Source organism: Myxococcales bacterium, from assembly GCA_016712525.1.
Taxonomy (GTDB): domain Bacteria; phylum Myxococcota_A; class Polyangia; order Polyangiales; family Polyangiaceae; genus JAAFHV01.
The window spans coordinates 1,371,811-1,394,953 of sequence record JADJQX010000008.1 but is presented as its reverse complement, the minus strand read 5'-3'; the positions used below and the strand labels follow the sequence as shown (position 1 = coordinate 1,394,953).

The following is a 23,143-nucleotide window of genomic DNA, read 5'->3' as shown; positions in this document are numbered from 1 at the left end:
TTAAGGCTTTACGCGTCGCCTACCAGGACACGCCGAAGCACTCGGCGACGACCCTGGCGATGCCGCCACCTCCGTCGCTCGTCTCTTCGAGCACGTCGGTCGCGACCTGCTTCACGACGTCGGGAGCTTGGCCCATCGCGAACGCGCGGCCGCTCACGGCGAACATGGGCACGTCGTTCAGCCAGTCACCGACGGTGACCGTCTCGGCGAGGGTGCAACCGTGGTGCTCGGCGAGCCACTCGAGCGCCGTGCCCTTCGTGCCGGCCGAGGCGCGCGCGATGAGGCCCCAGTTCCCGGGCACGCGCTTCACGGGGAACGCCGAGACCTGCGCCTTGTCGCGGCAGCCCTTGTGGATGTCGTCGACCGCGGCGCAAATGGCGGCCTCCGGCCCGAGCGCGACGACCGCGGTGAGGCCCGTCGCGGCCTTCCACATCGGGTCGTCGACGATGCTCGCGGCGCGCCGCATGTCGCTCGACCACGTGCGAAGGTAGGGGAGATACGCCTCGCCCGCGCCGTCGTAGACGATCGCGTCCTCGGCGAAGAGGAACGTGGCGAGCTCGTTGCGCACGACCGCGTCGCGGAGCTTTTTCGCGCTCTGTCCGCGGATGCCGTGATGCACCAAGGTCTCGTCGGTCTCGACGCGCACCACGTGGCTGCCGTCGGCGCAGGCCACGGGCCCACGAATGCCCACGATTTCGGCCGTGGGGCGCGTGCCCGAGTAGAGGCGGCCGGTGATGATGGCGACGGGGATCCCCGACTCCATCAGGGCCTGGATGGCGCGCACGTCTTCTTCGTGCGGCTTTCCATCGTGGTCGAGCAGCGTCCCGTCGAGGTCGACCGCGAGCAGCTTGTAGGTGCTCTTCGGCGCGCGTTTCGACTTCGCCGCGGGGCGCTTGCCCGACTTGGGGCGCGCATCCTCGGACTTTCGAACCTTCTTCGCTCTCGCCCCCGACATCACGCTCTCCCCGACGTTCGAGACCCACACACGCGACGTGGGGCCGTATGCGGCCGACTGCTCCGCACACCGCCCCACGAGGACGACTTCAACGTTTTGCTCAGGCCGTGACGGGGTACACGGAGACCTTCTTCTGGTCTTTCGTGCGCCACTCGTACTTCACGACGCCGTCGATCATGGCGAAGATGGTGAAGTCTTTGCCGAGACCGACGTTCTTGCCGGCGGCGAACGTCGAGCCGACCTGACGGACGAGGATGCTCCCCGCCGTGACCGTCTCGCCGCCGTAGACCTTGACGCCGCGGCGCTGCGCGTTCGAATCGCGGCCGTTGCGGGTGCTTCCTGCGCCTTTTTTGTGAGCCATGGTGGTCTCCTCTCAGCCTTTGATGCCGGTGATTTGGAGGGTCGTGACCGGCTGACGGTGACCCGTCTTGCGGCGGTAGTTCTTCCGGCGACGGAACTTGAAGACGATGATCTTCTCTCCGCGGCCCTGGGCGGTGATCTTCGCCTCGACCTCGGCGCCTGCCACGACGGGCGCGCCGATCTTGATGGTGTCTCCGCCGAGGAGGAGGACCTCGCTCAGCTTCACGGTGTCGCCCACGTTGCCCGCGAGCTTCTCGACCCGGAGCGTGTCGCCCTGGGAGACCCGGTACTGCTTTCCGCCTGTTTTGATGACCGCGTACATGAAGATCCCTCTTTATGCTCTCGTTCCCGAGCGCGTAGGCCGACCGATGCGGAGGTGGCTCCGACCGCGGCGGCGGGGTTTCCGAACGGGAACGACTCCCGTCACGGGACGCGGGAGTATACGGGCGCGCCCCTTCTTGTAAAGCCGAAAGCGGGGGAGCCGACCGGTTTGTGAGAGCTCAACGATTTCAATGTGTTACGGCCAACGTCGGTCGACGTTGGGCCCGAAACGGGGTGCGTGAGCGCGCAGGGTCGGCCATACTGCGGGCTCGAGGAACGAAAACCATGCGCGCGCGACAGGCCCTCTCGGGCGTCTTCCTTCTGGTATCGGTCATCGCCTCGGCGGGCCTCTCCGCCTGCTCCGCTCCGGATCCCGGCGCGTTCGACATCGTGCCTCGGAAAGGCCTCGCGGGCGCCCCCGGGCTGCCGACGGGCTCCCCCACGGGCGGTGGCGGTGGCGGCGGAGGGGTGGACGGAGGGACCCCCGAGGGCGGAGGGGGAGGCACCACGAGCCTCGTCTTCGACAAGCCCTACACGCAAGCGAACGGCGAGACGACGGCGATCGGCGCCCGCCACGGTGGTGCCGGCCCCAAGACCATCGAAGAAGCTCGCATGCTCGATTGCACGATGGCGTGCCACAGGGCCGGTGGCTCGGCGCCTGCGTTCCTCATCGCGGGCGTCGCCGCCAAACCCAACATCGAGGTCGGCGTGAAGCTCATGTCGGGCACGGTGCGTGTGGCTCGAACCGCGGCCGACGGTCACTTTTACATTCCCGTAGGATCGGGGGACAACATCGCCAACGCGAAGACCTCGGCCCGCGACGGGACACGCGAATCTCCGATGAACACGCCCATCACCTCGGGCGGGTGCAACCAGGGCGCGTGCCACGGCGACCTCATGAACCGAGGCCTCCCGTTCAAGTGAGGGGCGAGGCCCGCATGGGCTCTCGATCCACCAGCACGAAGTGCTCGCGAGAGGGTGAAATCGGCCTTCGGGTCGGTCATACTCGCCCGTGAGAGCTGCGCCGTCGTCGCGGTCGCGCTCTCCCGCGAGCACCATGAACCTGCGAAACGTCCCCTCTTCGTCGTGGCTCCTCGTCGTGTCGGTGCTGGGCATCGCGCCGTCGCTCTCGTGCTCGGCGCCCGACCCCGGCGCGTTCGACATCGTGCCTCGGAAGACGATCACGGGTCCGCCCGTCATTCCCACGGGCAACCCCCCCGTGGGAGATGGCGGCACACCCGTCGGAGACGGCGGAACCCCGGTCGGTGACGGTGGTGGCGGCAACGATCCCACGGCACCCGTCTTCGGGACGACGCCGTTCGCGGCCGGAAACGGCGGCACGGATCGCCTCATGACGGTGCACAACGGCAACGGCGGCCCCACCACGACCGCCCTCGCGCAGACATCCGACTGCATGGGCTGCCACGGGCCCGCGGGCACGGCGACGAACAAGTTCCTCGCCGCGGGCATCGTCTCCGAGACGAACGCCGAGGTGGGCGTGAAGCTCGCGAACGGCACCCTCCGCACGACCAAGAGCGGCTCGATGGACCCGATCTTCACGATCGACCTCATGGCCGGCGACAACGTCGCCAACGCGCGCACGGCCGTCCGCAACGCCACGCGCGGCAAGATCATGAACACGCCCATCACGTCCGGGGGCTGCAACCAGGGCGCCTGCCACGGCGGCGGGCAGGGCGTCATCTTCAAGCCCTGATCTCCCCCCGAAACGGGGCAAAATCTGCCATAAGGGCGCGCATGTCCACGGGCTGCCTCGCCGTCGTGCTCCACGCGCACCTTCCGTACGTGCGGCACCCCGAGCACGCGCGCCACCTCGAAGAGCGCTGGTTCTACGAGGCCCTCATCGAGTGTTACCTGCCGCTCGTCGACATGTTCGACCGGCTCGCCGCCGAGGAGATCCCCTTCGCGCTCACGATGAGCCTCACGCCGCCGCTCGCGGCGATGCTCACGGACGACCTCCTCTGCCGTCGCTTCGAAGACCATCTGGGGCGCCTTCGTGAGCTCGTCGAGCGGGAGGGGGAGCGTGCGGGTCTCGATCCGCGGATCGGGCCCGTGATCGACTTCTACCGCGACCACCTGACCATGGTGCTCGGGACGTGGAAGCGGCACGGCGGGCGTGTGGTCGACGCGCTCGTGCGCCACTGGGACGCAGGGCGCATCGAGCTGCTCGCGTGCTCGGCGACCCACGTCTACGGGCCCGGGATGCTCCCCGCGCGAGAGGGGCTCGGCCCGCAGCTCACGCTCGGCATGCGCGCGTTCGAGTCGCTCGTGGGGCGAAAGGCGCGTGGGGCGTGGCTCGCCGAGTGCGCGTACCACCCCGCGTTCGACCGCGAGCTCGCGGAGGCAGGTGTAAAGTACACGGTCCTCGACACGCACGGCCTCACGAACGCCGAGCCGCGCCCGCCGTACGGGGTGCACGCGCCCGTGGTGTCACCCTCGGGAGTGGCGTTCTTCGGGCGCGATCCCGAGTCGAGCCGGGTCGTGTGGTCGCGCCACGAGGGGTACCCGGGGGACGTGTACTACCGCGACTTCTACCGCGACATCGGCTTCGATTTGCCCGAATCGGAGCTGTACGGAGAGGTGGGACCGTACGGCGCGCGGCTCATGACGGGCCTCAAGTACTACCGGATCACCGGCGAGACGGCGCACAAGGAGCCGTACATGCCCGGGGAGGCCAAGTCGCGCGCGTGGGAGCACGCGGGGCACTTCGTGGCCGGTCGCAAGGCGCAGGTCGCGCACCTCGCGGCGCACATGCCGCACGAGCCCGTGGTGCTCGCTCCGTACGACGCCGAGCTCTTCGGTCATTGGTGGTTCGAGGGGCCGTGGTTCCTCGAGGGCGTGTTCCGGAGGCTCGCCGCCGAGGGCGCGGGGGTCGTGGAGGCCGTGACCTTGGGGGGATATCTGGCGCGCCAGCCGTTCGCGGTGGTGAGCACGCCGGCGGCGTCGTCGTGGGGAGCTGGTGGGTACGGGGAGGTGTGGGTCGGCCCCGAGTCGGCGTGGACGTGGCGTCACGTGCACCACGCGACGCGGTGGGCCGCGAAGCTCGTGCGTGACCACCGCGGCGTGAACGGGTATCGCGGCCTCGCGCTCGATCAGATGGTGCGGGAGCTCTTGCTGCTCCAGTCGAGCGACTGGGCGTTCATCTTGAAGACGGGCACGGCCACGGGCTACGCCGAGGCCCGCATTCGGGCGCACACGCGCAGGCTTCGGCATCTCGGATATCTCGTGGAGAAGGCCGTGTGGGAGCCGGAGGACGTGGCCTTCGTGGACGACGTGTCGTCGCGGGATGCTTTTCTTGCGCGGCTTCCGGCGCGGGAGCTGCGCGGGGCGTTCGGGTAGGAGAGCGTGCGCGCCCTGACCCCTCGGCGACGACGGGCCGCGACGAGCACGAAGCGCAAAGCGCCGTTCCCCCTTGCGCCTCGCACGCAAGCGTAGAAAAAGAGAGCCCATGGCCACCCACGCACTCCGCGGCACGCACACGGCGCTCGTCACTCCCTTCCTCGACGACGGAAAGGTCGACGTCGCCTCCTTCGAGAAGATCGTCGACGCCCAGATCGCCGGCGGCATCTCGGGGCTCGTTCCTTGCGGCACCACCGGAGAGAGCCCGACGCTCGAGGCCGACGAGCAGCTCGACCTCGTCCGGCGTTGCGTGGCCGCCGCCAAAGGCAAAGGCGTGAAGGTCGTCGCCGGGACCGGCTCGTTCTCGACCAAGAAGACGATCGAGGCCTCGGTCGCCGCCGAAAAAGCCGGCGCCGACGCGGTCATGGTCGTCGTCCCTTATTACAACAAGCCCACGCAAGAGGGGCTCTTCGCCCACTTCGTCGCCGTGGCCAAGGCCGTCTCGTGCGACGTGGTCGTCTACAACATCCCCGGTCGCACCGGCATCGACCTCGCCGCCGATACGCTTCTCCGCATCTGCGAGGCGGCGCCCAACGTGACGGCCACCAAAGAAGCGACCGGCAACGTGCTCCGCGCCCAGGAGCTCGTGCGCCGCACGGACGGCAAGCTCACCGTCCTCTCGGGCGACGACGGCCTCACGCTCCCCATGATCTCCGTGGGCGCCCAGGGCGTCATCAGCGTGACGTCGAACCTCTTCCCGGGCCACGTCTCGCGCACCACGAAGCTCGCCCTCGAGGGCTCGTGGGAGGCCGCTCGCGCGGCGCATTTCGCGCTGCTCCCGGTCCACGAGATCATGTTCGTCGAGGCGAACCCCGGCCCCGTCAAGGCGGCCATGGCCGCCGCGGGCCTCGGCTCGGAGAACGTGCGGGGCCCGCTCGCGAAGGTGAGCGAAGCGTCGCGCGAGAAGGTGCTCTCCGTGGTGAAGTCGTTCCTGTCCAAGGCGGGCCCGGACCCGCGCGTCTCGTGAGCGCGCACCCGCATCACCTCGGCAAGCTCGCCGTGTTCGGCGCGAGCGGCCGCATGGGGCGCGCCGTCCTCCGGCTCGCCTCGCACTACGGCCTCGACGTCGTCTTCGCCCTCGCCAAGGACGACGCCGGCCGCGACGCCGGAGAGCTCGCAGGGCACGGAAAAACCGGCATCGTCGTCACCGAGGACGTCGGCCTGCTCGTCGAGTCGGGGGCCAAGGTCGCCATCGACTTCTCCCACCCGACAGCGCTCCCCGGCATCGTCTCGGCGTGCCGCGCCGCGAAGGTGGCGCTCGTGAGCGGGACCACGGGCATCGACGACGAGGGCCGCGCGCTCCTCGACGAGGCGTCGCGGGAGATCCCGGTGCTCTGGGAGCCGAACATGAGCGTCGGCATCTTCGTGCTCTCGGCCGTCGTGAAGCAGGCGGTCACCATGCTCGGCCTCGACTTCGACGTCGAGGTGGTCGAGGCCCATCACCATCACAAGGCCGACGCTCCGAGCGGTACGGCGCTCCGCCTCGCCGAGGTGGCCGTCGCGGCGCGCAAAGGGCTCGGGGCCGAGTCGCGCCTCGTGCACGGGCGCGAGGGAAAAAAGGCCACGCGCGCGGCGGACGAGGTCGGTATGCACGCCATGCGCGGCGGGGACGTCATCGGCGATCACACCGTGCATCTGCTCGGGGGTGGTGAGCGCCTCGAGCTCACGCACAAGGCGTCGAGCCGCGACCTCTTCGCGAAGGGGGCGCTCCGCTCGGCCGCGTGGATCCTGGGCAAGGCGCCCGGGCGCTACACCCTCGCCGACGTGCTCGGCTGATCCGTCGCGCGGGGCCGGCTCAGGGCTCGACGTGGGTGACGCTCACGGCGGAGCCCTCGGCCTCCACCGACACCAACGCGAATCCTCCCGAGAGCACGAGCAGCTTCGTCTGTTTCGGGCCGCAGGGCTCGGCGAGCCACCCGAGGCGCGCTTCGCCCAGCTCGGGGAACGCACGCGCGGCTTCTTCTCCGAGCACGCCGAACACCGCCGAGCTGCCTCTTCGCAGATCGAAGCCCAGGTTCTTGCACACCCGCAGCGTGAGCCCGTCCGCGCGAAGCACGCACACGACCACCATGCCTTGGCCTCGTCGCCTCACCTCGACGATGGGCGCCGCGTGGCTCGCCAGAACCTCACGGGCGAGCCGTGTGGCGTCGTCGGACGAGAGGGGACCGAAGGAGAGGCGTGCGCTCAGCGGCTTTCCAATCACCAGGGCCGCATACCCCGAAACCGCGCACGCGAGAACAAAACGCGGCGGGTGCCGCTGCAAATCGCCGGAGGGCTCCTCCACGAAGTGGCTTGTTTTTGGCTGCGTGAACCGTGCGCGAGGCCCAACTCCAGGCGCCTGGAGCGCCAACTAGCGCCAACTCCAGGCGCCTGGAGTTGGCTCGAGGACCCACGCGAGCGGGAGACGCGAGGGCGTGGGGCGGCGAGCGTGAGGCCGTGGCGTGGGGCGAAAGGCGGGCCCCCGCCGTGCGGCTCGCGAGGTCTTCCTCGGCGACACTGGGCCTTCTTCACGGTACCGTGGGGAGCCAAGAAGATGAACGGTAGCTACTCCCCCGAACCCAGCGACACGGCCCGAAAGGTGCTGTTCGGCGCGGCGGCTGCGGTGCTCGTCGTTGGTGGAGGACTTTGCTTCTTTTTGGAGAGCCGCGGCATCCTCTCGAAAGACTTCTTCTACGTCGGCATGACCGTGACCGTCGTCTTGACGTCACGTCTCGCGTTTGGCGGCGTACGCGGATACCTCTGAGCGCGAGCGCGTGCCGCGAGCGCCTTGGATAGGAAGAGGCTGACCCACGGTTCGTCGTCGGCCTCCGATGCCGTCAGAAGACCACCGTGAATGGGCGCGCGAGGGCCTCCGCGCGCGTGCGGGTGCGCGGGGCGAAGAGCCAAATCGCCGCGCCGGCCGCGACGGTGACGAGGCCCACCGCGTAGGTGATCTGCACGCCCGTCCGCAGCGAGCGGGCCTCGTCTTGGATCTCGACGAGCCTCGGATCTCCCGCGTCGGCGGCGCGCGTGAGCTCGTCGCGTTTCGCGCCGAGGGCCGTGACGTCGACGAGCCCACCCGCGAGGAGCGTCGCGCCTCCCACAGCGAGCGCGGTGATGCCCACGACGGGCCACGCCGTGCGCACGGGGGCCTCGGGGCTTGGCGCGGGGCGCTCGGCCACGGGGACGAGCGACACCACCAGCGTGTCGCGGGTGCCCGCCGTGACGCGCACCTTCTGCTCCACCGTGACGTACCCGGTCTTCTCGACGACGACCACGTGGTCCCCGGCCGTGAGCGCCATCGTGTGTGGAAGACGGACCTTCGGCTCGTGATCGACGGCGGCCGTTGCTCCTTCGACGGTGGCGGAGATCGCGAGGTCCCCTCGAGACGCACGCGCCTCGAGCTCGGCGATGCGCGCCGACACCGCGGCCGCGTCGGACACCTGCGGGTTCTTCTCGAGGTACGTTTTGAGGTCGGCGATGGCCTCTCTCACGCGCCCGAGCGAGAGCTTGGCCTCGGCCGCGTACCGGTAGGGGAGGTTGGCTGCCGGCACGAGCCGCATCGCCCGCTCGTACTCGCGGAGCGCACCCTCGGCGTCTCCCTTGCCGAAGAGAAGGATTCCTCGCTGCATGGCCTCGCGCGCCTCGGCCTCCTCGGAGGGCTGCGCGCGTCGAGCGGGCTCGTCGGCGTGTGCGCGCGAGGGTGCGGCGAGCGGGAGCGCCGCGAGCACGAACGCCAGCACACACGGCGAGACGAGGCGGGCTATCGGCTTCATAGGACCTTGGACAGCGACACGTCGAGCTCGGGCATCATCTTGTGGCAGAGGCTGTCGAAGGTCTGCGTGCCAAGCCGGAGACGCGAGCGCAGCTCCTCGCGCACCTCTTCCGAGAGCTTCTCGCGGACGCGGGCGAGCCTCCGAGCCACGGTGGCTCGGTTCACGCCGAGGCGCGGCGCGATGGTGTCGATCGAGGCGCCCTCCTTGACGTTCCACCGGAGAAGATCCCGCTCTTCTTGTGGGAGCCGCGCCATCACGCGGAGCACCACCTGCTCGAAGGCGCCGCGATGCGCGTGGAGCAGCGTCTCGAGCTCGGGATCGTGATGAGGGTCTTTCCCGTCGAGCGCCTCGGCGTCGCCGACGGGGACCTCGCGCGGGCGCTTTCGGGCGAGGCTCGCGAGCTCGCGTTTGCCCACGAGCAGCACGAAGGCGCCGAGCGGCACCTGCCCCGTGTACATGGCGAGCTTGGGCCGCCGCCGCTCCGTGCCCACGAACATCGACTCGCGCACCGTCCGCACCGTGAGGTCGACCACATCGGCGTCACGTGTGAGGCTCCCGAGCTTGCGGGTGAGCGGCGCCATGACCGTCGCCTCGAAGGTGCGTATCGCGCCTCGGTCGCCAGCCAGAGCGGCGAGGGCGAGGGTGAAGTCTCCCGCGACGATCTCCCCGAGATCGAGCTCACGTTCGGCTCGACGGGCGCCCAGCTCGCGGGCAAAACGCTCGGCATCGACGGTGAAGGTCGGGTGGGCCGCTTGGCCTTCCTTCCACAAGCGAGACAGGGTCGCCGCGAGCTCGGGCGTGTCGAGCTCGCGTCTCGCCCCCTCGGGCACGGCGGAGAGAAATGCCTCGCGAAGTCCCATCGCTCGATCCCCGAGGCTACCACCCCCCTCGGCTCCTCGGCGTCCTATCGCGCAGCCCGCCTCGGCGTTTCGCGTTTCGCGCGCCACGCCCATTGTTTGCTACCCTGAGGAGGTGCGCGCGGAACGCGAGTCGACCCTCGAGTGCCCCGACGAAGAGTCCCTGCATCGGTACCTCGAAGGCAAGGTCGCCTCGTCGCGCGCCGAGGCCATCCGGGCGCACCTCGTCGTGTGCTCGGTCTGCCGCGCGGGAGCGGCTTCCCTCGGGGCCTCGAACGCCGACGCAGAGCCCGCCGATGCGGACCTGAAAAGCGAAGAGATTCCAGCGCTTATCGATGGTCGATACGCCCCCGAGCGGGTGCTCGGGCGTGGCGCGAGCGCTACGGTGTACGTCGCGCTCGACCGGCGCCTCGGGGAGCGCGTCGCCCTCAAGGTCTTTCGGGGCCTCGGCGAGAAGGTCGCTCAGGAGCTCTTGCTCGCCCGCCGAATCAGCCACCCCAACGTATGCCGGGTGTTCGACGCCGGCGTGGCCGACGGCGCCGCCTACCTCACCATGGAGCTGGTCGACGGGCGCACCCTCGGAGACCTCCTCGCCGCGCACGAGGGCGAGCCTCTGCCCGAGGGCGATCGCATCGTGCGCGAGATCTTGAAGGGCCTCGCGGCGGCGCACGAGGCGGGCATCGTGCACCGCGATCTGAAGCCGCAGAACGTCCTGGTCGACCCGAGCGGGAGGGTGGTGCTGACCGATTTCGGGCTCGCCCGCCTCGCGAGCGAAGAGGAGAGCCGCGCGCGCCTCATCGGCACCCCGGCCACGTGGTCGCCCGAGCAGGCGAGGGGAGAGCCCGCCACCTTCGCCTCGGACGTGTACTCGTTCGGTGTCGTGGCCTACCGCGTCCTCACCGGGGTGAGCTTCAAGCTGAGCGCCACCGAGCCCTTTCGTAAGCTCTCCCCTTCGTACCGGCGCCTCCTCTCCCGGGCGCTCGCGCTCGCCCCGCACGAACGTGTGCAGAGTGCAGGTGAAGCGCTCCGTCTGCTCGAGGGGGGCTCGGCCCCGCGTGGACTGCCGCTCGGGCTCGGGCTCGGCGCGCTCGTCCTGCTCGCGGCCGTGGGGCTCGGTCTTCGTCACGCGCGCGCGCCCTCGCCTCCGGGGCTCGCCACGAGCGAGCCGTCCGCAGGTCCCGACGTTTCGTCCGTGCCGGGCTCCGCTGTCTCGTCCGCGCCCGTCGCGTCGAGCCCGGTCGGGTCGGCCTCCCCGCAGCCCTCCGCCGCGTCGATCGCTCCGCGCGGCTCGGCCCACCCGGCCGCGCACGTCTCCCGTCCTACCCCGTCGATCGTCGAGGTCGCCCCCAAGGCCACGTCGACGGCCGCTCCCTCCGCCGCCCCTGAGCTGCTCTTCGGCAAGTAGCCCTCACGAACGAGGTCGCGTGGCTCGGTGAGGATGCCCTATTCTCTCGGAGGCGCAGGCCCTTGCCTGTAGGCGTGAGAGATCCCAGCGCTCGGGGGCCCGTTCATCGTGGTGGTTCGTTCGGCGAAACATGTGCTCTCCACGCTCGCGCTGGCCTCGGTCATCGCGGCGCTGCCCATGTGCAACGCCTTCTCGTCGCTCGAGAACTGCACGTCGGACGGAGACTGCCCCTCGGACCGCGTGTGCGAACCCCGCGCCCACCTGTGCGTACCTCGCGCCGACGCGGCCTCTCCCGACGCGGCTCCCGACGCGACCCCCGATGTCACGGCCGATGCGCCTCCCGACGCCCCCGCGCCCTGCGAGGCCTTGCCGTGGGACGCGCCCGTCCCCGTCGCGGGCCTCGAGAGCGAGCCGGTCATCTCGGCGCGCCTCTCTCCCGACGAGCTCACGATGTTCGTCTCCCGCGGTGTGCCGCCGAGCTTCACCGACATCTACACGGTCACGCGCCCCGACACGACGTCCCCCTTTCGCGTGAACGGGCCGCTCGCGGTGGTGAACGAGCCCCTCACGTCCGAGTTTTGGCCCACCCTGAGCGCCGACGGGAAGCTCATGTTCTTCGAGTCGTCGCGCTCCCGCGTGCCGGACGACGCCGGCGTGTACCGCGAAGAGGGCGCGCGTATTTGGTCCGCGAGCCGCGTGAACGTCGCCGCCGACTTCGACAAGCCTCGCCTCCAGTCGCTCTTCGACGTCGACGGTCCCGAGGCCGCGCCGTACCTGCACCCGAGCGGGCGCTCTCTCTACTTCGCCTCGGTGAGCCGGCCGGGGAAGGGGCAGCTCGACGTGTGGGTCGCCGAGATCAACGCGGCGGGTGTGGTCACCGACATTCGGAACGTGGAGGGCGTGAACAGCCCGACCGACGAAAATGCGCCCGTCGTCACGCTCGACGAGCGGTTCCTCTACCACAACCGCCTCGCCGCCGACGGCGTCCAGAACGACATCTTTCTCTCGAGGCGCACGACGACCCAAGACGGGTTCGGCAAGTCCGTGCGCGTCCCCGAGCTCTCGTCGGAGGACGACGAGTACCCGAGCTGGGTGTCCGACGATCACTGCCGCCTCTATTTCGCCACGTCGCGTCCTCTCCCAGGGCGCCCTCGGCCCGACGGCGGCGCCCCCGTCTTCCACATGTGGGTCGCGAGCCGCCGCCGGTGAGACGCGCGGCGGCTCGGCTCCAGCACGTCCGTAGAGGCGTCTACTTGCCGGTCTGCCAAACGAGCGAAGCCCCCCCGTCGCCGTCCCGACGGGGGACGCACCGCAGGGTCGCAACGAAGGCGGTTGGGATGCGGCGGCGTGCGGCCGACGACCCTTGGAAGTCCCCGACGGGGGATGGGAGAAAATCAACGGGCAGCTAGGTCGCTGCTGCAGGCCCCGAGCATGAGGACGAGACCCAAAGTTGCCGAAATCGAAAGTGCGAAAAGTCGAAGCATAAACGACGCTTTGCAGTGGTCGTCCCGGCGCGGCGGGTGAAAAACGGGGGCCTTTCGCTCGAGGCGTGGTGAGCCATGGTGGGCAAGTGGGACCGCGCCGTGACACGCGGATCGGCGGCGCCCTGTCGGCTCGTCTGGTAGATCTTTCTCATGCGTTATCTTGGTCTTGGGGCGCTCGCGTCCTTCGTAGCCGTGTCCTTCGTCGCGTGCTCTGGGCTTCGCCAAGCCGATCCCGAGCCTGACGCCGCGCTACCCGACGGTGAAGCGCCTCCCGACGGGGCGATCCTCGAGGACGGCGCCGTGGCCCCCTTGCCCGACGGCGCGAAGCCCGACACGAGCCGCCCCGACGCTGCCGACACGGGGTCGACCGACTCGCCTGCCGACGTGGCTTGTGTCGGCGCGGCGCAGGACGCGTGGAGCCGCACGACCAAGATCACCCCGGGCTGCGCCGATCGCCGCGTGTTCCTGCTCGAGGGCTGGGCGACCGGAGGGCTCCCGTACTTCGCGCGCGCTCTCTCGATCGCTCGTGCCTCGAACGGCCGTGTCGGCGTCGCCGTGAACGGCGAGACGGGCCCCGAGGAGGGAACGCTGCGCATTCGTACGTTCACCCCCACGACGGCGACGTTCGCGAGCCAGCTCGTCAAGATCGACCCGCTCAACTTCGAGAACGTCGGGGCCGGCGTGCGCATCGCGTCGGGCAACGACGACACCTTCCATCTCGTCTACCAGCGCGACTCGGGGATGGCCGGCGGGCCGGTGATGTACCGGAGGCTCCCGGCGAACAACACGTTCACCGCCGAGCAGCAGCTCGCGTCCGTTGGCTACAACACCAGGCTCGGCCTCGCCGTGTCGCCCGCCAACTCCGACGTGCTCGCGACGGTCTACACCCCGCCCACGGCCACGGTTCCCGGCAAGATCGACTCGTACCTCCGCCCCGACGCGACGCAGACGTTCGGGACCCCGGCGACGATGCAAGGGAGCTTCGCCCGCGACGGCGTTTCCGGGAACGGCCAGCACGTGATCCGCTTCGACCCGACGGGCGCGGCGCGCGGGGTCTACCACTTGTCGCAGACCTTTTCGAGTGCCGTGCCTCGTTTCATCGAGCTCGCGGGGGGCCTCTGGCGCATGCCGAAGACGGTCGACAACAACACGCTCGACGGGATGTCCGGCTACTCGGTCGACTTCGTCATGGTGGGGCAGACGAAACACGTCGCCTACTACGCGCGAAAGTTCTCGGCCACGACCGCCGAGCTCCGCATCGCCACGTTCGTGTCCGAGTCCGACACGCCGACGTACGACATTCGTGATCAGGGCATTCTCTCGCCGGATCCGACGTCCCCGCAGTACGCGCTCGCCCTCGGCGCCGACGGCTTGGGGCTCCTTCACCTCGTCCACGTGAGGCCCACGTCGGCCACCAAATGCACGATCCTCTACTCACGGCAGACCCGGAAGGCCGGCGTCGTGCGTTGGCTCGAGGACCTCGTCGCCGCCGATCTCGACTGCCAAGAGCCGAACGACGTAGCCGTGGCCATGACGGTCGACGGCGGCGGTCGCCCCCACATCGCCTACGCGACCGCGTCCGGTGTCTACTACGCCACGCGCTTCGATCGCTGACCGCGCTGCACCCCCTCGACGGAGCGGGTCGAAGGAGCGGGCGCGTCCTCGGCGTCAGCGCACGAGCTGGTCCTGCGGGATCAGGATGCGCGTGCGCTGCGCCGGGACCGACACCTTCAACGTCTTGTCGGCCGCGACGGTGAACGTGGGCTGCGCCGGATCGAGCACGTCGACGAGCGTGATGCCCGCGGCGAGGCTCGTCTCCATGGCCTTTCCACCCGCCTCGGTCACGCTCTCCTTCTTGGCGTTCGTGTTGGCCACGACGAGCGCGTAGGCGTTGCCCGCGTCGCCGCCCGTGCGCTCGAACGCGAACATGCCCGCGTCGGGCTCGTTGCCCGTGGACGTCGTCGAGAAGAGCACCTTTTGGTCGCCGCGGCGGAGCGCCACGTACGACTTGCGGATGCGGGCCACCTTGGAAAAGTGGAGGAAGGTCTCCCCCGTCGTGGCGAAGCCCGTGTTCCAGAGCACCTCGCGGTTCGCCGGATCGTTGCCGCCCGCGAAGTCTTGCTCGGTGCCGTAGTAGAGGCACGGGATGCCGTCCTCGGTCATCTCGAGGGTGAGCGCGTTGCGGAGCGCCTCGCGTTTCTCGGCCTCGGTGCCGCGTGCGAAAAAGAGGAATCGCGCGACGTCGTGGTTGTCGATGAAGTTGACGAGGGCCTTCGTCGGGGCGATGCCGATGCCACCCTCTTGGGGCTCGGTGCCGTAGTTCTTCGGCCGCTCCGCCCAGAGGTCGGCGATCTGCTTCGTGCCCTTCTGATCGGGCGAGCTCGCGTACTGGTAGACGTCGCGAAATACTTGAAAGTGTTGCGAAAAGTAGAAGACGCTGTCGAGGCGTTTCGGCAGCGTGTAGCTCCCGAGGAGCTTGTCGTTGCCGTCGAACGCCTCGCCGAACATGAGGAAGTTCTTCTTGCCCTTCTCGGCCAAGCGCTTGCGCACGCGGGGGGCGAAGTCTTCCCAGAACTCGTACTCGACGTGCTTCACCGTATCGATGCGGAAACCGTCGAGGTCGGTGAGCTCGACCCACTTGGCGTACGCGTCGACCATGGCGTCGCGCACCTCGGGGTTCTCCGTGTTCACGTCCTTGAGGCCCCCGGGGAAGTCTCCGAGGAGGCGCTGCTTGTCGTCGTCGTAGTTCAGGATGCGCCCGAACCCGTGGTAGCCCTCGAGCCGGCCCAAGATGCCGGGCTGGGGCGTCACGCGGTTGATGCTCGGATCTTGGATGAACACGATGGGCGCGCGCCCCGCGTTGCCGAGGGACGTGAAGGCCTGAACGCCGCGCGGGTCCCAGTCGGGGTCGAACTCGGAGATGCGCTCGACCTTCGACGTGGTGCCGGTGCCGCCGATGTAGATGTCTGCCTTCCCGTTCAGGTTCATGTCGTAGAAGAACGCCTGCCCCATGTGGTTCGTCACGATGTCGAGGACGACCTTGAGCTTGCGCTTGTGGGCCTCGGCGACGAGCGCGCGGAGATCGGCGAGGTCACCGAAGTGGGGGTTCGTCTGGGTGACGTCCTGGGCCCAGTACCCGTGGTACCCGTCGACGTCCGCGTCGGTCTCGACGTTCTTCACGACGGGGGAGATCCAGAGCGTCGTGACCCCGAGCGTCTCGATGTAGTCGAGGTGCTCGATCATGCCGCGCCAGTCGCCGCCTTGGTAGCGCGCGAGGGCGCCCGGGCGCACCTGGAAGTCGTTGTTGACGCTGCCGTTCGCGAATCTGTCGACGAGCACCTGGTAGATGACCTCGTCGCGCCAGTCTTCGACGCGCGTCCCGAGCACGGGCTGGATGCCCTCCTCGGGGATCGACACACACGCCGCTTGGTTCACGAAGGCCGACAGGGCGACCATGAGGGCGAAGATGGGGGTGGCTTTCTTCATCGCGTGCTCGGCTTGGCTACGGGGAAACGTTCGAGGGGTCCGCAGGCGCTCGCGGTCAGGGGTACGAGCTCGAGTTGAACCACCACTCGGCGCCGAGGCCGAGGAAGTGATCGACCCCGCGCTGGCCTACGATGTCCTCGGCCGCGTAGAGGCGCTTCGCCCCCGAGTCGCGGCCGGTGAGCGCGTAAATGAGGCGAATTTGCGGGCGTTTGAAGGTGCCTCGGCCCGAGGGCGAGAAGTACGGCATGATGCCGAAGCGCCCCACCTGCGCCGTGAGGGGCGCGTCGGTCGAGGGGTCGATCACCTTGATGCGGCGCATCTGATAGCTGCCCTCGAGCGAGAGCCCGAAGTGCTCGCCGAGGAAGAACGAAGGCCTCGCGACGATCGCGCCCTCGTCGTACTTCTGCGTGGTGCTCTGGTCGGTCGAGGCGTCGCGGAAGAAGCGCACGTACGCGCCCCACGCGACCGCGAACGGGCCCTGCTCCACGTTGCCCGAGAACGCGATGCGCGTGTCGCTCGCGCCCTGCGTGCTGCGGTCGAGCGTGAAGGTGGCCGGCGCCTCGAGCGGATCGTACGCCGCGATGCCGCGCGCGTGCCGCAGGAAGAGGTGCACGTGCGTGTCGCGGTGGCCCGTGAAGTACGTGAGCTGGCTGCCCACGAGGAACCCGCCGTCCGAGGGGAGGTCGCGGTCGCGCTGCGTGAGCGGATCTTGGAACACACCCGACGAGAGCTGGTGCGCCTCGCCGTAGAGCGAGACCTTGAAGCCTTGGTTATCGTCGGCGAAGAAACGAGCCTCGGGCCCGTTCTTGAAGAGCTGCGTGATCTTCAGCGTCTCGACCATGCGGGGGCGATCGAGCTTCGTGATGTTCACCGTGCCGAACCCGAAGGGCGCGACCACCGGGATCTGCTGCGCTTGGTACGTGTTGTCGAGGCGCTGCTGGCCCATGTGCACGGCGAGGATCGTCTTGCCGGCTTTGGAGTCGAACGAGCCGAAGGCGCCGCCGCCGACCGTGTTCTGGTTGTCGAGCGGCCACCAGTTCAGGAGATAGATGTCGTCGCCGCGGTACATGCGCGAGCCGGCCCAGAGGTTCACCTTGTCGTAGGTGCCTTGGGCGTACAGGTTGCGCACGCCGATCGCGTTGGCGGGGTTTCCCGAGAAGTGGAAGAAGGGCGGGAAGAGCGCCATCGTCGCGACGACGCGGCCCTTCGTCTTCTCGCTCCACGTGTCCTCGCGGCGGAGCTCGAGCTCGGCGTAGCTTCCCTCGTCCACGAGGCGCGGGCCGAACGCGACCACGTTCGAGCCGCGGCCCATGCGGCCTTGGAGGTCGGTGGCGGCCCACACGCGGCCGTACGAGCCGAACTCGAAGTGCCCCTCGTGCCCGCTCGCAGGCGGCGGGAGGTACGGCGACGGGGCGGGGGACGAGAGCCCACCTTGGGCCGGTGCCTTCTGCCCGACCGGCATCACGCGCGAGTCGTCCGCGGGGGCGGCGCGATCGGCGGGCGGCGGAGCGGCCGGGGGGTGATCCACCGGCAGCACGCGGGAGTCGTCGCTCGGCTTCGGCTTCGTGTCGGCCGGAGGCGACGCGGGCTGAGCGAACGACGAGAGTTGGACGAGCGTCGTCGCCATGAAAGGCGCGACGAAGACGAGCGTGCGGAGGGAGGTACGCGCCACGGCGGACCGGCTTAGCACGGGCGGGCTAGAAGTCACTCACTTCTGCGTGACGCATTGCGCCCTTTCCGTCACTCACTTCTGCGTGACGCGTCGCGCCTCGTGCGCGCAGCTCAGGGCGAAGGTTCGAGCTCGGCGGTCATCTCGAGCATCGTCGTGCGGAACCCGAGCTTCGCGAAGAGCCTCTGCGCGCCCTCGTTTTGCGTCGCCGTGAGGAGGACCATGCGGGGTGCGCCTCGCCGCCGGAGCTCGTCCTGCATGGCCCGCACGAGCGCTTCTCCGACGCCCTTTCCGCGGGCGCGCGCGTCGACGTAGATGTCGTGGAGCTTCCCGCACGCGTCGAGCAGCGCGAAGTAGTCGCGGCCCACGAGCTCGCCGTACGCGTAGCCCACGACCTCGCCGTCCGCGAGCGCCGCGAGCAGCACGGTCTTCGGGTCGAGGAGCGCCTTCGGCAGATACCGAGCGTATCCGGCCGCGGGATCGTCGAGGTGGAGGAACCGCCGCGGGTCGTACCCCTCGTGCTGGCGGACGAGCGCTCCCGCGAGGGCCGCCACGGCCGGGATCTCGTCGAGCGTGGGCGGGCGGACGTGGACCATGGGACCCATTTGCCGCGCGCCGCACGCCGTTTCAACCCCGCACGCCGGTGAGCCCGGCGCTCTCCGTGTGCCAGAGTGAGTCTCGGCCCAGGGTACGTGTTTGTCGTACTCTGGTTTTGCGCCGAAATGTGTCCTGTTTTTGGTGGCACGAGGCATGCTTTTGCCACGACAGGGAGACCTTCCGCATGAACCAAAAGAACATTCGCTCACTCGCCATCGCGCTCGGCCTCGTCGCGTCGCTCGGCACGACGGTCGCCCTCGAGCGCACCGCCTCGGCCTGCGGTGGCTGTTTCGTGCCGCCCGAGGACAACACCGTCGTCACCGACCACCGCATGATCCTCTCGGTCGGAAATGGCGAGAGCACGCTCTACGATCAGATCCGCTACCAGGGCCTCCCGCAGGAGTTCGCGTGGGTGCTCCCCATCTCCGGCGAGGCCACGGTCGGGCTCTCGGCCGACACGCTCTTCGGCGTCATGGGCGGGTTCACCTCGGTCAACGTCGTGGCGCCGCCGCGGAACTGCCCCGCGGCGCCCAACTGCAACTCGGGCGAGGATCTCGCGGCCGAGGCGCCTCGCGCGAGCTCCGCCGACAGCGGCGCGGCGGGCGGGGTCACCGTCACCAAACAGGAGAACGTCGGGCCGTACGCCACCGTGCAGCTCCAGTCGAACGACGCCGAGGCCCTCAACAAGTGGCTCACGGACAACAAATTCTCGATCCCCGAGAACGTGAAGCCGGTCATCGCGCAGTACGTCCGCGAGAAGTTCAACTTCCTCGCGTTGAAGCTCCGCCCCGGCGCGAACGTGCAGGCGATGCGCCCGGTCCGCGTGACCACGAAGGGCCCGCAGGTCGTCTTGCCGCTCCGCATGGTGGCCGCGGGCACGGGGCCGATCGTGGGCATCACGCTCTGGGTCGTGGGGCAAGGCCGCTACGAGCCCACGAACTTCCCGACGTTCAGCATCAAGGCCGACGAGCTCGTCTGGGACTGGACCAAGAACGAGTCGAACTTCAAAGACGTGCGCGCCGCGCGCCAGGCCGCCGGCCAGAACCGCACGTGGGAGGTCGAGAGCGCGTTCCGGATGCCGGTGCGCACGATCACCCAGGCGCTCAGCATGCCCATCTTCGCGAACGGGCAGTCCTCGGGAGACTACACGCCCGTCCCGGCCGCGAACGGCGAGCCCGGCAAGACCGCGGAGCAGGTGCGTGAAGAAGACCTCTCGGTGCTCTTCGGCAAGCAGAAGCCCTCGGACTTCTTCGTGACCCGCATGCGCACCGACATCGCGCAGGCCGCGCTCAGCGAGGACCTCTTGCTCCAAGCGCCCGCGGATCAGACCGAGCTGTCGAACGTGCGCCAGGTCACCCGCGAGCTGAACGAGCCTCTTTGCCCCGTGTACGTCGGCTGCAAAGAGACGGGGTCGTTGCCCCGGAGCGAGGCCATCGCGCGCTCCTCCGAGCACTGCTCCACGGGCGGCGCCATGCCGACCCACGGCTTCGCGGCGGCGGGCGTCGGGTTCCTCGCGCTCGCCATTGGTCGCACCGTGCGTCGCCGTCGCTCGACCCGCGCCTGAGCCTTCGGCACTCGCTACCTACCGGGCCTCGTGCGACCTGCACGGGGCCCGCGTGATTTTGTGATGCCAACATGTGCCGTCTCGGGTCGTCATGTGTGCCAAAACGCGTGTCACCCGATAAAACTCGGGTGTTTTTCGATGGAACGACCTGTGCTCTGCTTGATGCCATGAAGTCCCGCACGGTCGCCATTCTGCTTTCTTCCTTCCTCTCCGCGGCTGCCCTCGTGGCCGTGTCGCGCCCCGCGCAAGCGTGCGGTGGCTGCTTCGTCCCGCCCGAGAACAACACCGTGGTCACCGATCACCGGATGATCCTCTCGGTCGGTCAGGGTCAGTCGACCCTCTACGATCAGATCCGCTACCAGGGCGCGCCCGAGTCGTTCGCGTGGGTGCTCCCCATCTCGGGCGAGGCGCAGGTCGGGCTCTCGGCCGACGTGGTGTTCTCGGTGCTCGACTCGCTCACGCAGGTGGGTGTCGTCGCGCCGCCGCGAAACTGCCCGGCCCCTCCGAACGACTGCGCGCGCAACTCCCCTCAGGCCGCTCCGGGCTCGGCCAGCGCCGACGGCGGCTTCGCCGACGGGGTCACCGTGACCAAGCGCGAGGTCGTCGGGCCGTACGAGACCGTGCAGCTCCAGGCCACGAACCCCGAGGCGCTGAACCAGTGGCTCACCGCCAACAAATTCTCGATCCCCGAGGACGTGAAGCCGGTCGTCGCGCAGTACGTCCGCGAGAACTTCAACTTCCTCGCCATGAAGCTCGTGCCCGGCGCGAACGTGCAGTCGATGCGCCCGGTCCGCGTGACGACGCGTGGCAGCTCGGTGACGCTCCCGCTCCGCATGGTCGCGGCGGGCACGGGGCCGGTCGTCGGCATCTCGCTGTGGGTCATGGCGCAGGGCCGCTACGAGCCGCAGAACTTCCCGACGTTCACCATCAAACAAGAAGACCTCGCCTGGGACTGGACGGCGAACGCGTCGAACTTCAAGACGATCCGCGCCGAGCGCACGGCCGCCTCGAACGGGCGCGGCTGGGAGCTCGAGTCGAGCATCGGGCTCCAGACCCAGCAGATCGACTACGCGGTCCGTACCGGCTTCGTGGGCGGCTTCGGTGGCCGCGGCGGCCCGGTGGCGCCCGCCGGAAACGACTACGCGGGGATCGACGCGAGCGAAGGCAACCCCGCGAAGACCCCCGACCAGGTGCGCGACGAGGACATGGGCATCTTGCTCGGGCGCATCGTCCCGGGGGCGGAGCTCCGCGTGACCCGCATGCGCGCCGACCTCACGCACGCGGCGCTGAACGAGGACCTCGTGCTCACGGCGCCCGCGGATCAGAGCCTCCTCGGCACCACGCGCCAGGTGACCCGCGAGCTCAACGAGCCGCTCTGCCCGGTGTGGCAGGGGTGCGAGCAGGTGGGTCAGGCCCCGCGAAGCGAAGCCGCCGCGCAGAGCGACGGCACGGGCAGCTTCGGTGGGGGAGCGAGCTGCTCCACGTCGAACGCGAACGCCGCTGGCGGCACGTTGCTCGGAGGTGCCTTCGCCGTCTTCGGTGTGGTGCTCGCCCGTCTCCGGCGCCGAAAGGTCGCGGCCGGCTGAGCGACGTCTCGTCGTGCCGACCGACGAGGCACGGGTGTCCTTCGCGGCGCTCGTGCCTCGTTCCGTTTTCGAAGGCATCGCGGCGTGGACGTCGACGGTCACGGTTCTCGCACCGAGAGACCTCGGTCGTTTTGGGCCGAGACCCAGAACCAGGAGGTCGGGCCCCAACGCGCATGGGCCGTGGGGCCCCGACGAAGGTTGCCCCTGCGCGCCCATCCCGACTAACGTTCGCCCCGTGATCGGCCGCCTCACCGGGTTCCTCTCCGAAGACGACGACGGCGCGCTGCTCGTCGACGTGGGCGGCGTCGGGTACGAGGTTGTCGCACCTCTGGGCACCCGCGGCCGGGCCAAGACCGAGAGCGACGGCCGCGCGACGTTGTTCGTGCACACCCACGTGCGCGAGGACGCCCTCCAGCTCTTCGGGTTCGCGACCGAGGTCGACAGGTTCGCGTTCCGCACGCTCATCGGCGTGAGCAGCGTGGGCCCGAAGACGGCCGTCGGTATCTTGAGCGCCCTCCCGGCGCACGACCTCGCGCGGGCGATCGCGCGGAAGGAGCTCGCGACGCTCACGGCCGTGTCGGGGGTCGGCAAGAAGACGGCCGAGCGCCTGCTCTTGGAGCTCAAGGACAAGCTCCCCCAAGGGCCTGGCGCGGGCCCCGCGGCCGCGACCACGTCGTCGCCTGCGCGCCCCTCGTCGGCGCAGGGAGACCTCCTCTCCGGCGCGCTCGTGAAAATGGGGTACAAGCAGGTCGAGGCCGACCGCACGGTGGCCCTCCTCGGCTCGCGCCTCACCGAGGCCGACCTCCCCACGCTTCTCCGCGAGGCGCTCGCGCTCCTCGCCAAGTAACGAACCTACCATGGCAAAAAAGTCGTCCCGCAAGAGCTCCACCAAGCGCCAGCGCTCCGAGCGCCGCTTCCTGCCCCAGAGCGCCTCGAACCCCTGGCTCGTCCGCGTCCCCGGCGCCCTCGGCGGCATGGGCATCGGCGCGGGGGTGTGGGGCTATCTCTACGGGCATTTCACGCCGGTGGAGGGGGCGGCCGCCCAGGGCACGACCTACAACATCCCGCTCTTCGTCTTGGCGGGCGGCGCCGTGCTGACCGCCGCGGCCATCTGGTTCGGCACGTCGAGCGAGGCCGCCATTCGCGTGGGCGATCCCGGGATCTCCTACGAGAAGGGCGACATCCGCCGGATGCCCTGGTGGAAGGTGAAGGCCATCACGTTCGAGGGGGGCTCCGAGTCTCTCGTGGTCACCGGCAAAGACGAGGCCGACGCCGACTTCTCGTTCCGCATTCCGGCGCGGGCCCACCCGGCCGCCGTCGCCTGGATCGTGAAAGAGGCCAAGGACCGCGTCCCGAAGAAGCTCGACGTCGACGAGACCACCCTCGGGCGGATCGGCGAGCCCTCCGACGAGGGCACCAAGATCCTCCTCGAGCCGCTCACGGTGGTGGGGCGGAGGTGCGCGGTCAGCAAGAAGCTCATCGCCTACGAGCCCGACGCGGTCGTCTGCCCGGCCTGCGAGCGCGTCTACCACAAAGAGAAGGTGCCTCGTAAGTGCGCGTGCGGAAACGAGTTTTCCGGCGTCAAGGTGACCGCGTCCGAAGACGAGGGTGACTCCGACGAGGGCGAGGCCGAGGCCTCGTGAGCTTGGGCGTCGTGGGCGCGACGGGGCTTTTCCTCGCGCCCGAT

Annotated in this window: 22 protein-coding genes; 13 read left to right on the top strand and 9 right to left on the bottom strand. The window is 69.4% G+C overall.

Annotated features, from left to right (window positions below):
- Positions 1–19: 19 nt before the first annotated feature.
- The 3 genes from IPK71_35445 to rplU form a co-directional block, all read right to left on the bottom strand.
- A complete protein-coding gene (locus IPK71_35445) occupies positions 20–955 on the bottom strand; it encodes an HAD hydrolase family protein (protein ID MBK8219057.1) in 936 nt (311 codons plus the stop codon).
- Positions 956–1,055: 100 nt separating this feature from the next.
- The gene (gene rpmA, locus IPK71_35440; GenBank protein ID MBK8219056.1) at positions 1,056–1,316 is read right to left on the bottom strand and encodes a 50S ribosomal protein L27; all 261 of its coding nucleotides are present in this window, start codon (positions 1,314–1,316) and stop codon (positions 1,056–1,058) included.
- Positions 1,317–1,328: 12 nt separating this feature from the next.
- Positions 1,329–1,637 carry a 50S ribosomal protein L21 gene (gene rplU, locus IPK71_35435; GenBank protein MBK8219055.1) on the bottom strand — a complete coding sequence of 103 codons (309 nt, stop codon included), beginning with the start codon at positions 1,635–1,637 and terminating at the stop codon, positions 1,329–1,331.
- Positions 1,638–1,921: 284 nt separating this feature from the next.
- Here rplU and IPK71_35430 point away from each other — a divergent pair, with 284 nt between their 5' ends.
- The 5 genes from IPK71_35430 (at position 1,922) to IPK71_35410 (ending at position 6,829) form a co-directional block, all read left to right on the top strand.
- A complete protein-coding gene (locus IPK71_35430) occupies positions 1,922–2,560 on the top strand; it encodes a hypothetical protein (GenBank protein MBK8219054.1) in 639 nt (212 codons plus the stop codon).
- Positions 2,561–2,693: 133 nt separating this feature from the next.
- Positions 2,694–3,350: a hypothetical protein gene (locus tag IPK71_35425; protein MBK8219053.1), complete on the top strand. Its 657-nt coding sequence runs from the start codon at positions 2,694–2,696 to the stop codon at positions 3,348–3,350.
- 41 nt (positions 3,351–3,391) lie between these two features.
- On the top strand, positions 3,392–4,993 hold the full coding sequence (locus IPK71_35420) for a DUF1957 domain-containing protein (GenBank protein MBK8219052.1): 1,602 nt from the start codon (positions 3,392–3,394) through the stop codon (positions 4,991–4,993).
- Positions 4,994–5,102: 109 nt separating this feature from the next.
- Positions 5,103–6,020 (top strand): 4-hydroxy-tetrahydrodipicolinate synthase, encoded by a 918-nt coding sequence (locus IPK71_35415; protein ID MBK8219051.1) that lies wholly within the window; start codon positions 5,103–5,105, stop codon positions 6,018–6,020.
- A 53-nt stretch (positions 6,021–6,073) separates the two neighbouring features.
- Positions 6,074–6,829, top strand: coding sequence for a 4-hydroxy-tetrahydrodipicolinate reductase (locus IPK71_35410; protein MBK8219050.1), 756 nt, complete (start codon positions 6,074–6,076; stop codon positions 6,827–6,829).
- Positions 6,830–6,848: 19 nt separating this feature from the next.
- Here IPK71_35410 and IPK71_35405 read toward each other — a convergent pair whose 3' ends face one another.
- On the bottom strand, positions 6,849–7,256 hold the full coding sequence (locus tag IPK71_35405) for a hypothetical protein (GenBank protein MBK8219049.1): 408 nt from the start codon (positions 7,254–7,256) through the stop codon (positions 6,849–6,851).
- A gap of 330 nt (positions 7,257–7,586) precedes the next feature.
- On the opposite strand from IPK71_35405, the gene IPK71_35400 reads away from it, so the two are divergent.
- On the top strand, positions 7,587–7,796 hold the full coding sequence (locus IPK71_35400; protein MBK8219048.1) for a hypothetical protein: 210 nt from the start codon (positions 7,587–7,589) through the stop codon (positions 7,794–7,796).
- A 73-nt stretch (positions 7,797–7,869) separates the two neighbouring features.
- On the opposite strand, the gene IPK71_35395 is transcribed toward IPK71_35400, so the two are convergent.
- Both IPK71_35395 and IPK71_35390 read right to left on the bottom strand, forming a co-directional pair.
- Positions 7,870–8,808 (bottom strand): PEGA domain-containing protein, encoded by a 939-nt coding sequence (locus tag IPK71_35395; GenBank protein MBK8219047.1) that lies wholly within the window; start codon positions 8,806–8,808, stop codon positions 7,870–7,872.
- The gene (locus tag IPK71_35390) at positions 8,805–9,668 is read right to left on the bottom strand and encodes a hypothetical protein (protein MBK8219046.1); all 864 of its coding nucleotides are present in this window, start codon (positions 9,666–9,668) and stop codon (positions 8,805–8,807) included. The genes IPK71_35395 and IPK71_35390 overlap by 4 nt, the downstream gene beginning before the upstream one ends.
- A gap of 112 nt (positions 9,669–9,780) precedes the next feature.
- Between IPK71_35390 and IPK71_35385 the strand changes: the two genes are divergently transcribed.
- From IPK71_35385 to IPK71_35375, 3 genes are all read left to right on the top strand, one after another.
- Complete coding sequence (locus IPK71_35385; GenBank protein MBK8219045.1) at positions 9,781–11,070, top strand: protein kinase; 1,290 nt, start codon at positions 9,781–9,783, stop codon at positions 11,068–11,070.
- A 132-nt stretch (positions 11,071–11,202) separates the two neighbouring features.
- A complete protein-coding gene (locus IPK71_35380) occupies positions 11,203–12,279 on the top strand; it encodes a PD40 domain-containing protein (protein MBK8219044.1) in 1,077 nt (358 codons plus the stop codon).
- Between the two features lie 425 nt (positions 12,280–12,704).
- A complete protein-coding gene (locus IPK71_35375; protein ID MBK8219043.1) occupies positions 12,705–14,168 on the top strand; it encodes a hypothetical protein in 1,464 nt (487 codons plus the stop codon).
- Between the two features lie 54 nt (positions 14,169–14,222).
- On the opposite strand, the gene IPK71_35370 is transcribed toward IPK71_35375, so the two are convergent.
- From IPK71_35370 to IPK71_35360, 3 genes are all read right to left on the bottom strand, one after another.
- Positions 14,223–16,040, bottom strand: a complete 1,818-nt coding sequence (locus IPK71_35370) for an alpha-amylase (protein ID MBK8219042.1) — start codon at positions 16,038–16,040, stop codon at positions 14,223–14,225.
- Positions 16,041–16,095: 55 nt separating this feature from the next.
- Positions 16,096–17,712, bottom strand: a complete 1,617-nt coding sequence (locus IPK71_35365; GenBank protein ID MBK8219041.1) for a carbohydrate porin — start codon at positions 17,710–17,712, stop codon at positions 16,096–16,098.
- Between the two features lie 110 nt (positions 17,713–17,822).
- Complete coding sequence (locus IPK71_35360) at positions 17,823–18,305, bottom strand: GNAT family N-acetyltransferase (protein ID MBK8219040.1); 483 nt, start codon at positions 18,303–18,305, stop codon at positions 17,823–17,825.
- A 185-nt stretch (positions 18,306–18,490) separates the two neighbouring features.
- Between IPK71_35360 and IPK71_35355 the strand changes: the two genes are divergently transcribed.
- The 4 genes from IPK71_35355 to IPK71_35340 all read left to right on the top strand — a co-directional run bounded on the left by IPK71_35355 (position 18,491) and on the right by IPK71_35340 (position 23,099).
- A complete protein-coding gene (locus tag IPK71_35355; GenBank protein MBK8219039.1) occupies positions 18,491–19,870 on the top strand; it encodes a DUF2330 domain-containing protein in 1,380 nt (459 codons plus the stop codon).
- Positions 19,871–20,037: 167 nt separating this feature from the next.
- A complete protein-coding gene (locus IPK71_35350; GenBank protein ID MBK8219038.1) occupies positions 20,038–21,456 on the top strand; it encodes a DUF2330 domain-containing protein in 1,419 nt (472 codons plus the stop codon).
- A gap of 235 nt (positions 21,457–21,691) precedes the next feature.
- Positions 21,692–22,303 (top strand): Holliday junction branch migration protein RuvA, encoded by a 612-nt coding sequence (gene ruvA / locus IPK71_35345; protein MBK8219037.1) that lies wholly within the window; start codon positions 21,692–21,694, stop codon positions 22,301–22,303.
- A gap of 10 nt (positions 22,304–22,313) precedes the next feature.
- Positions 22,314–23,099, top strand: coding sequence for a hypothetical protein (locus IPK71_35340; protein MBK8219036.1), 786 nt, complete (start codon positions 22,314–22,316; stop codon positions 23,097–23,099).
- Positions 23,100–23,143: the final 44 nt, after the last annotated feature.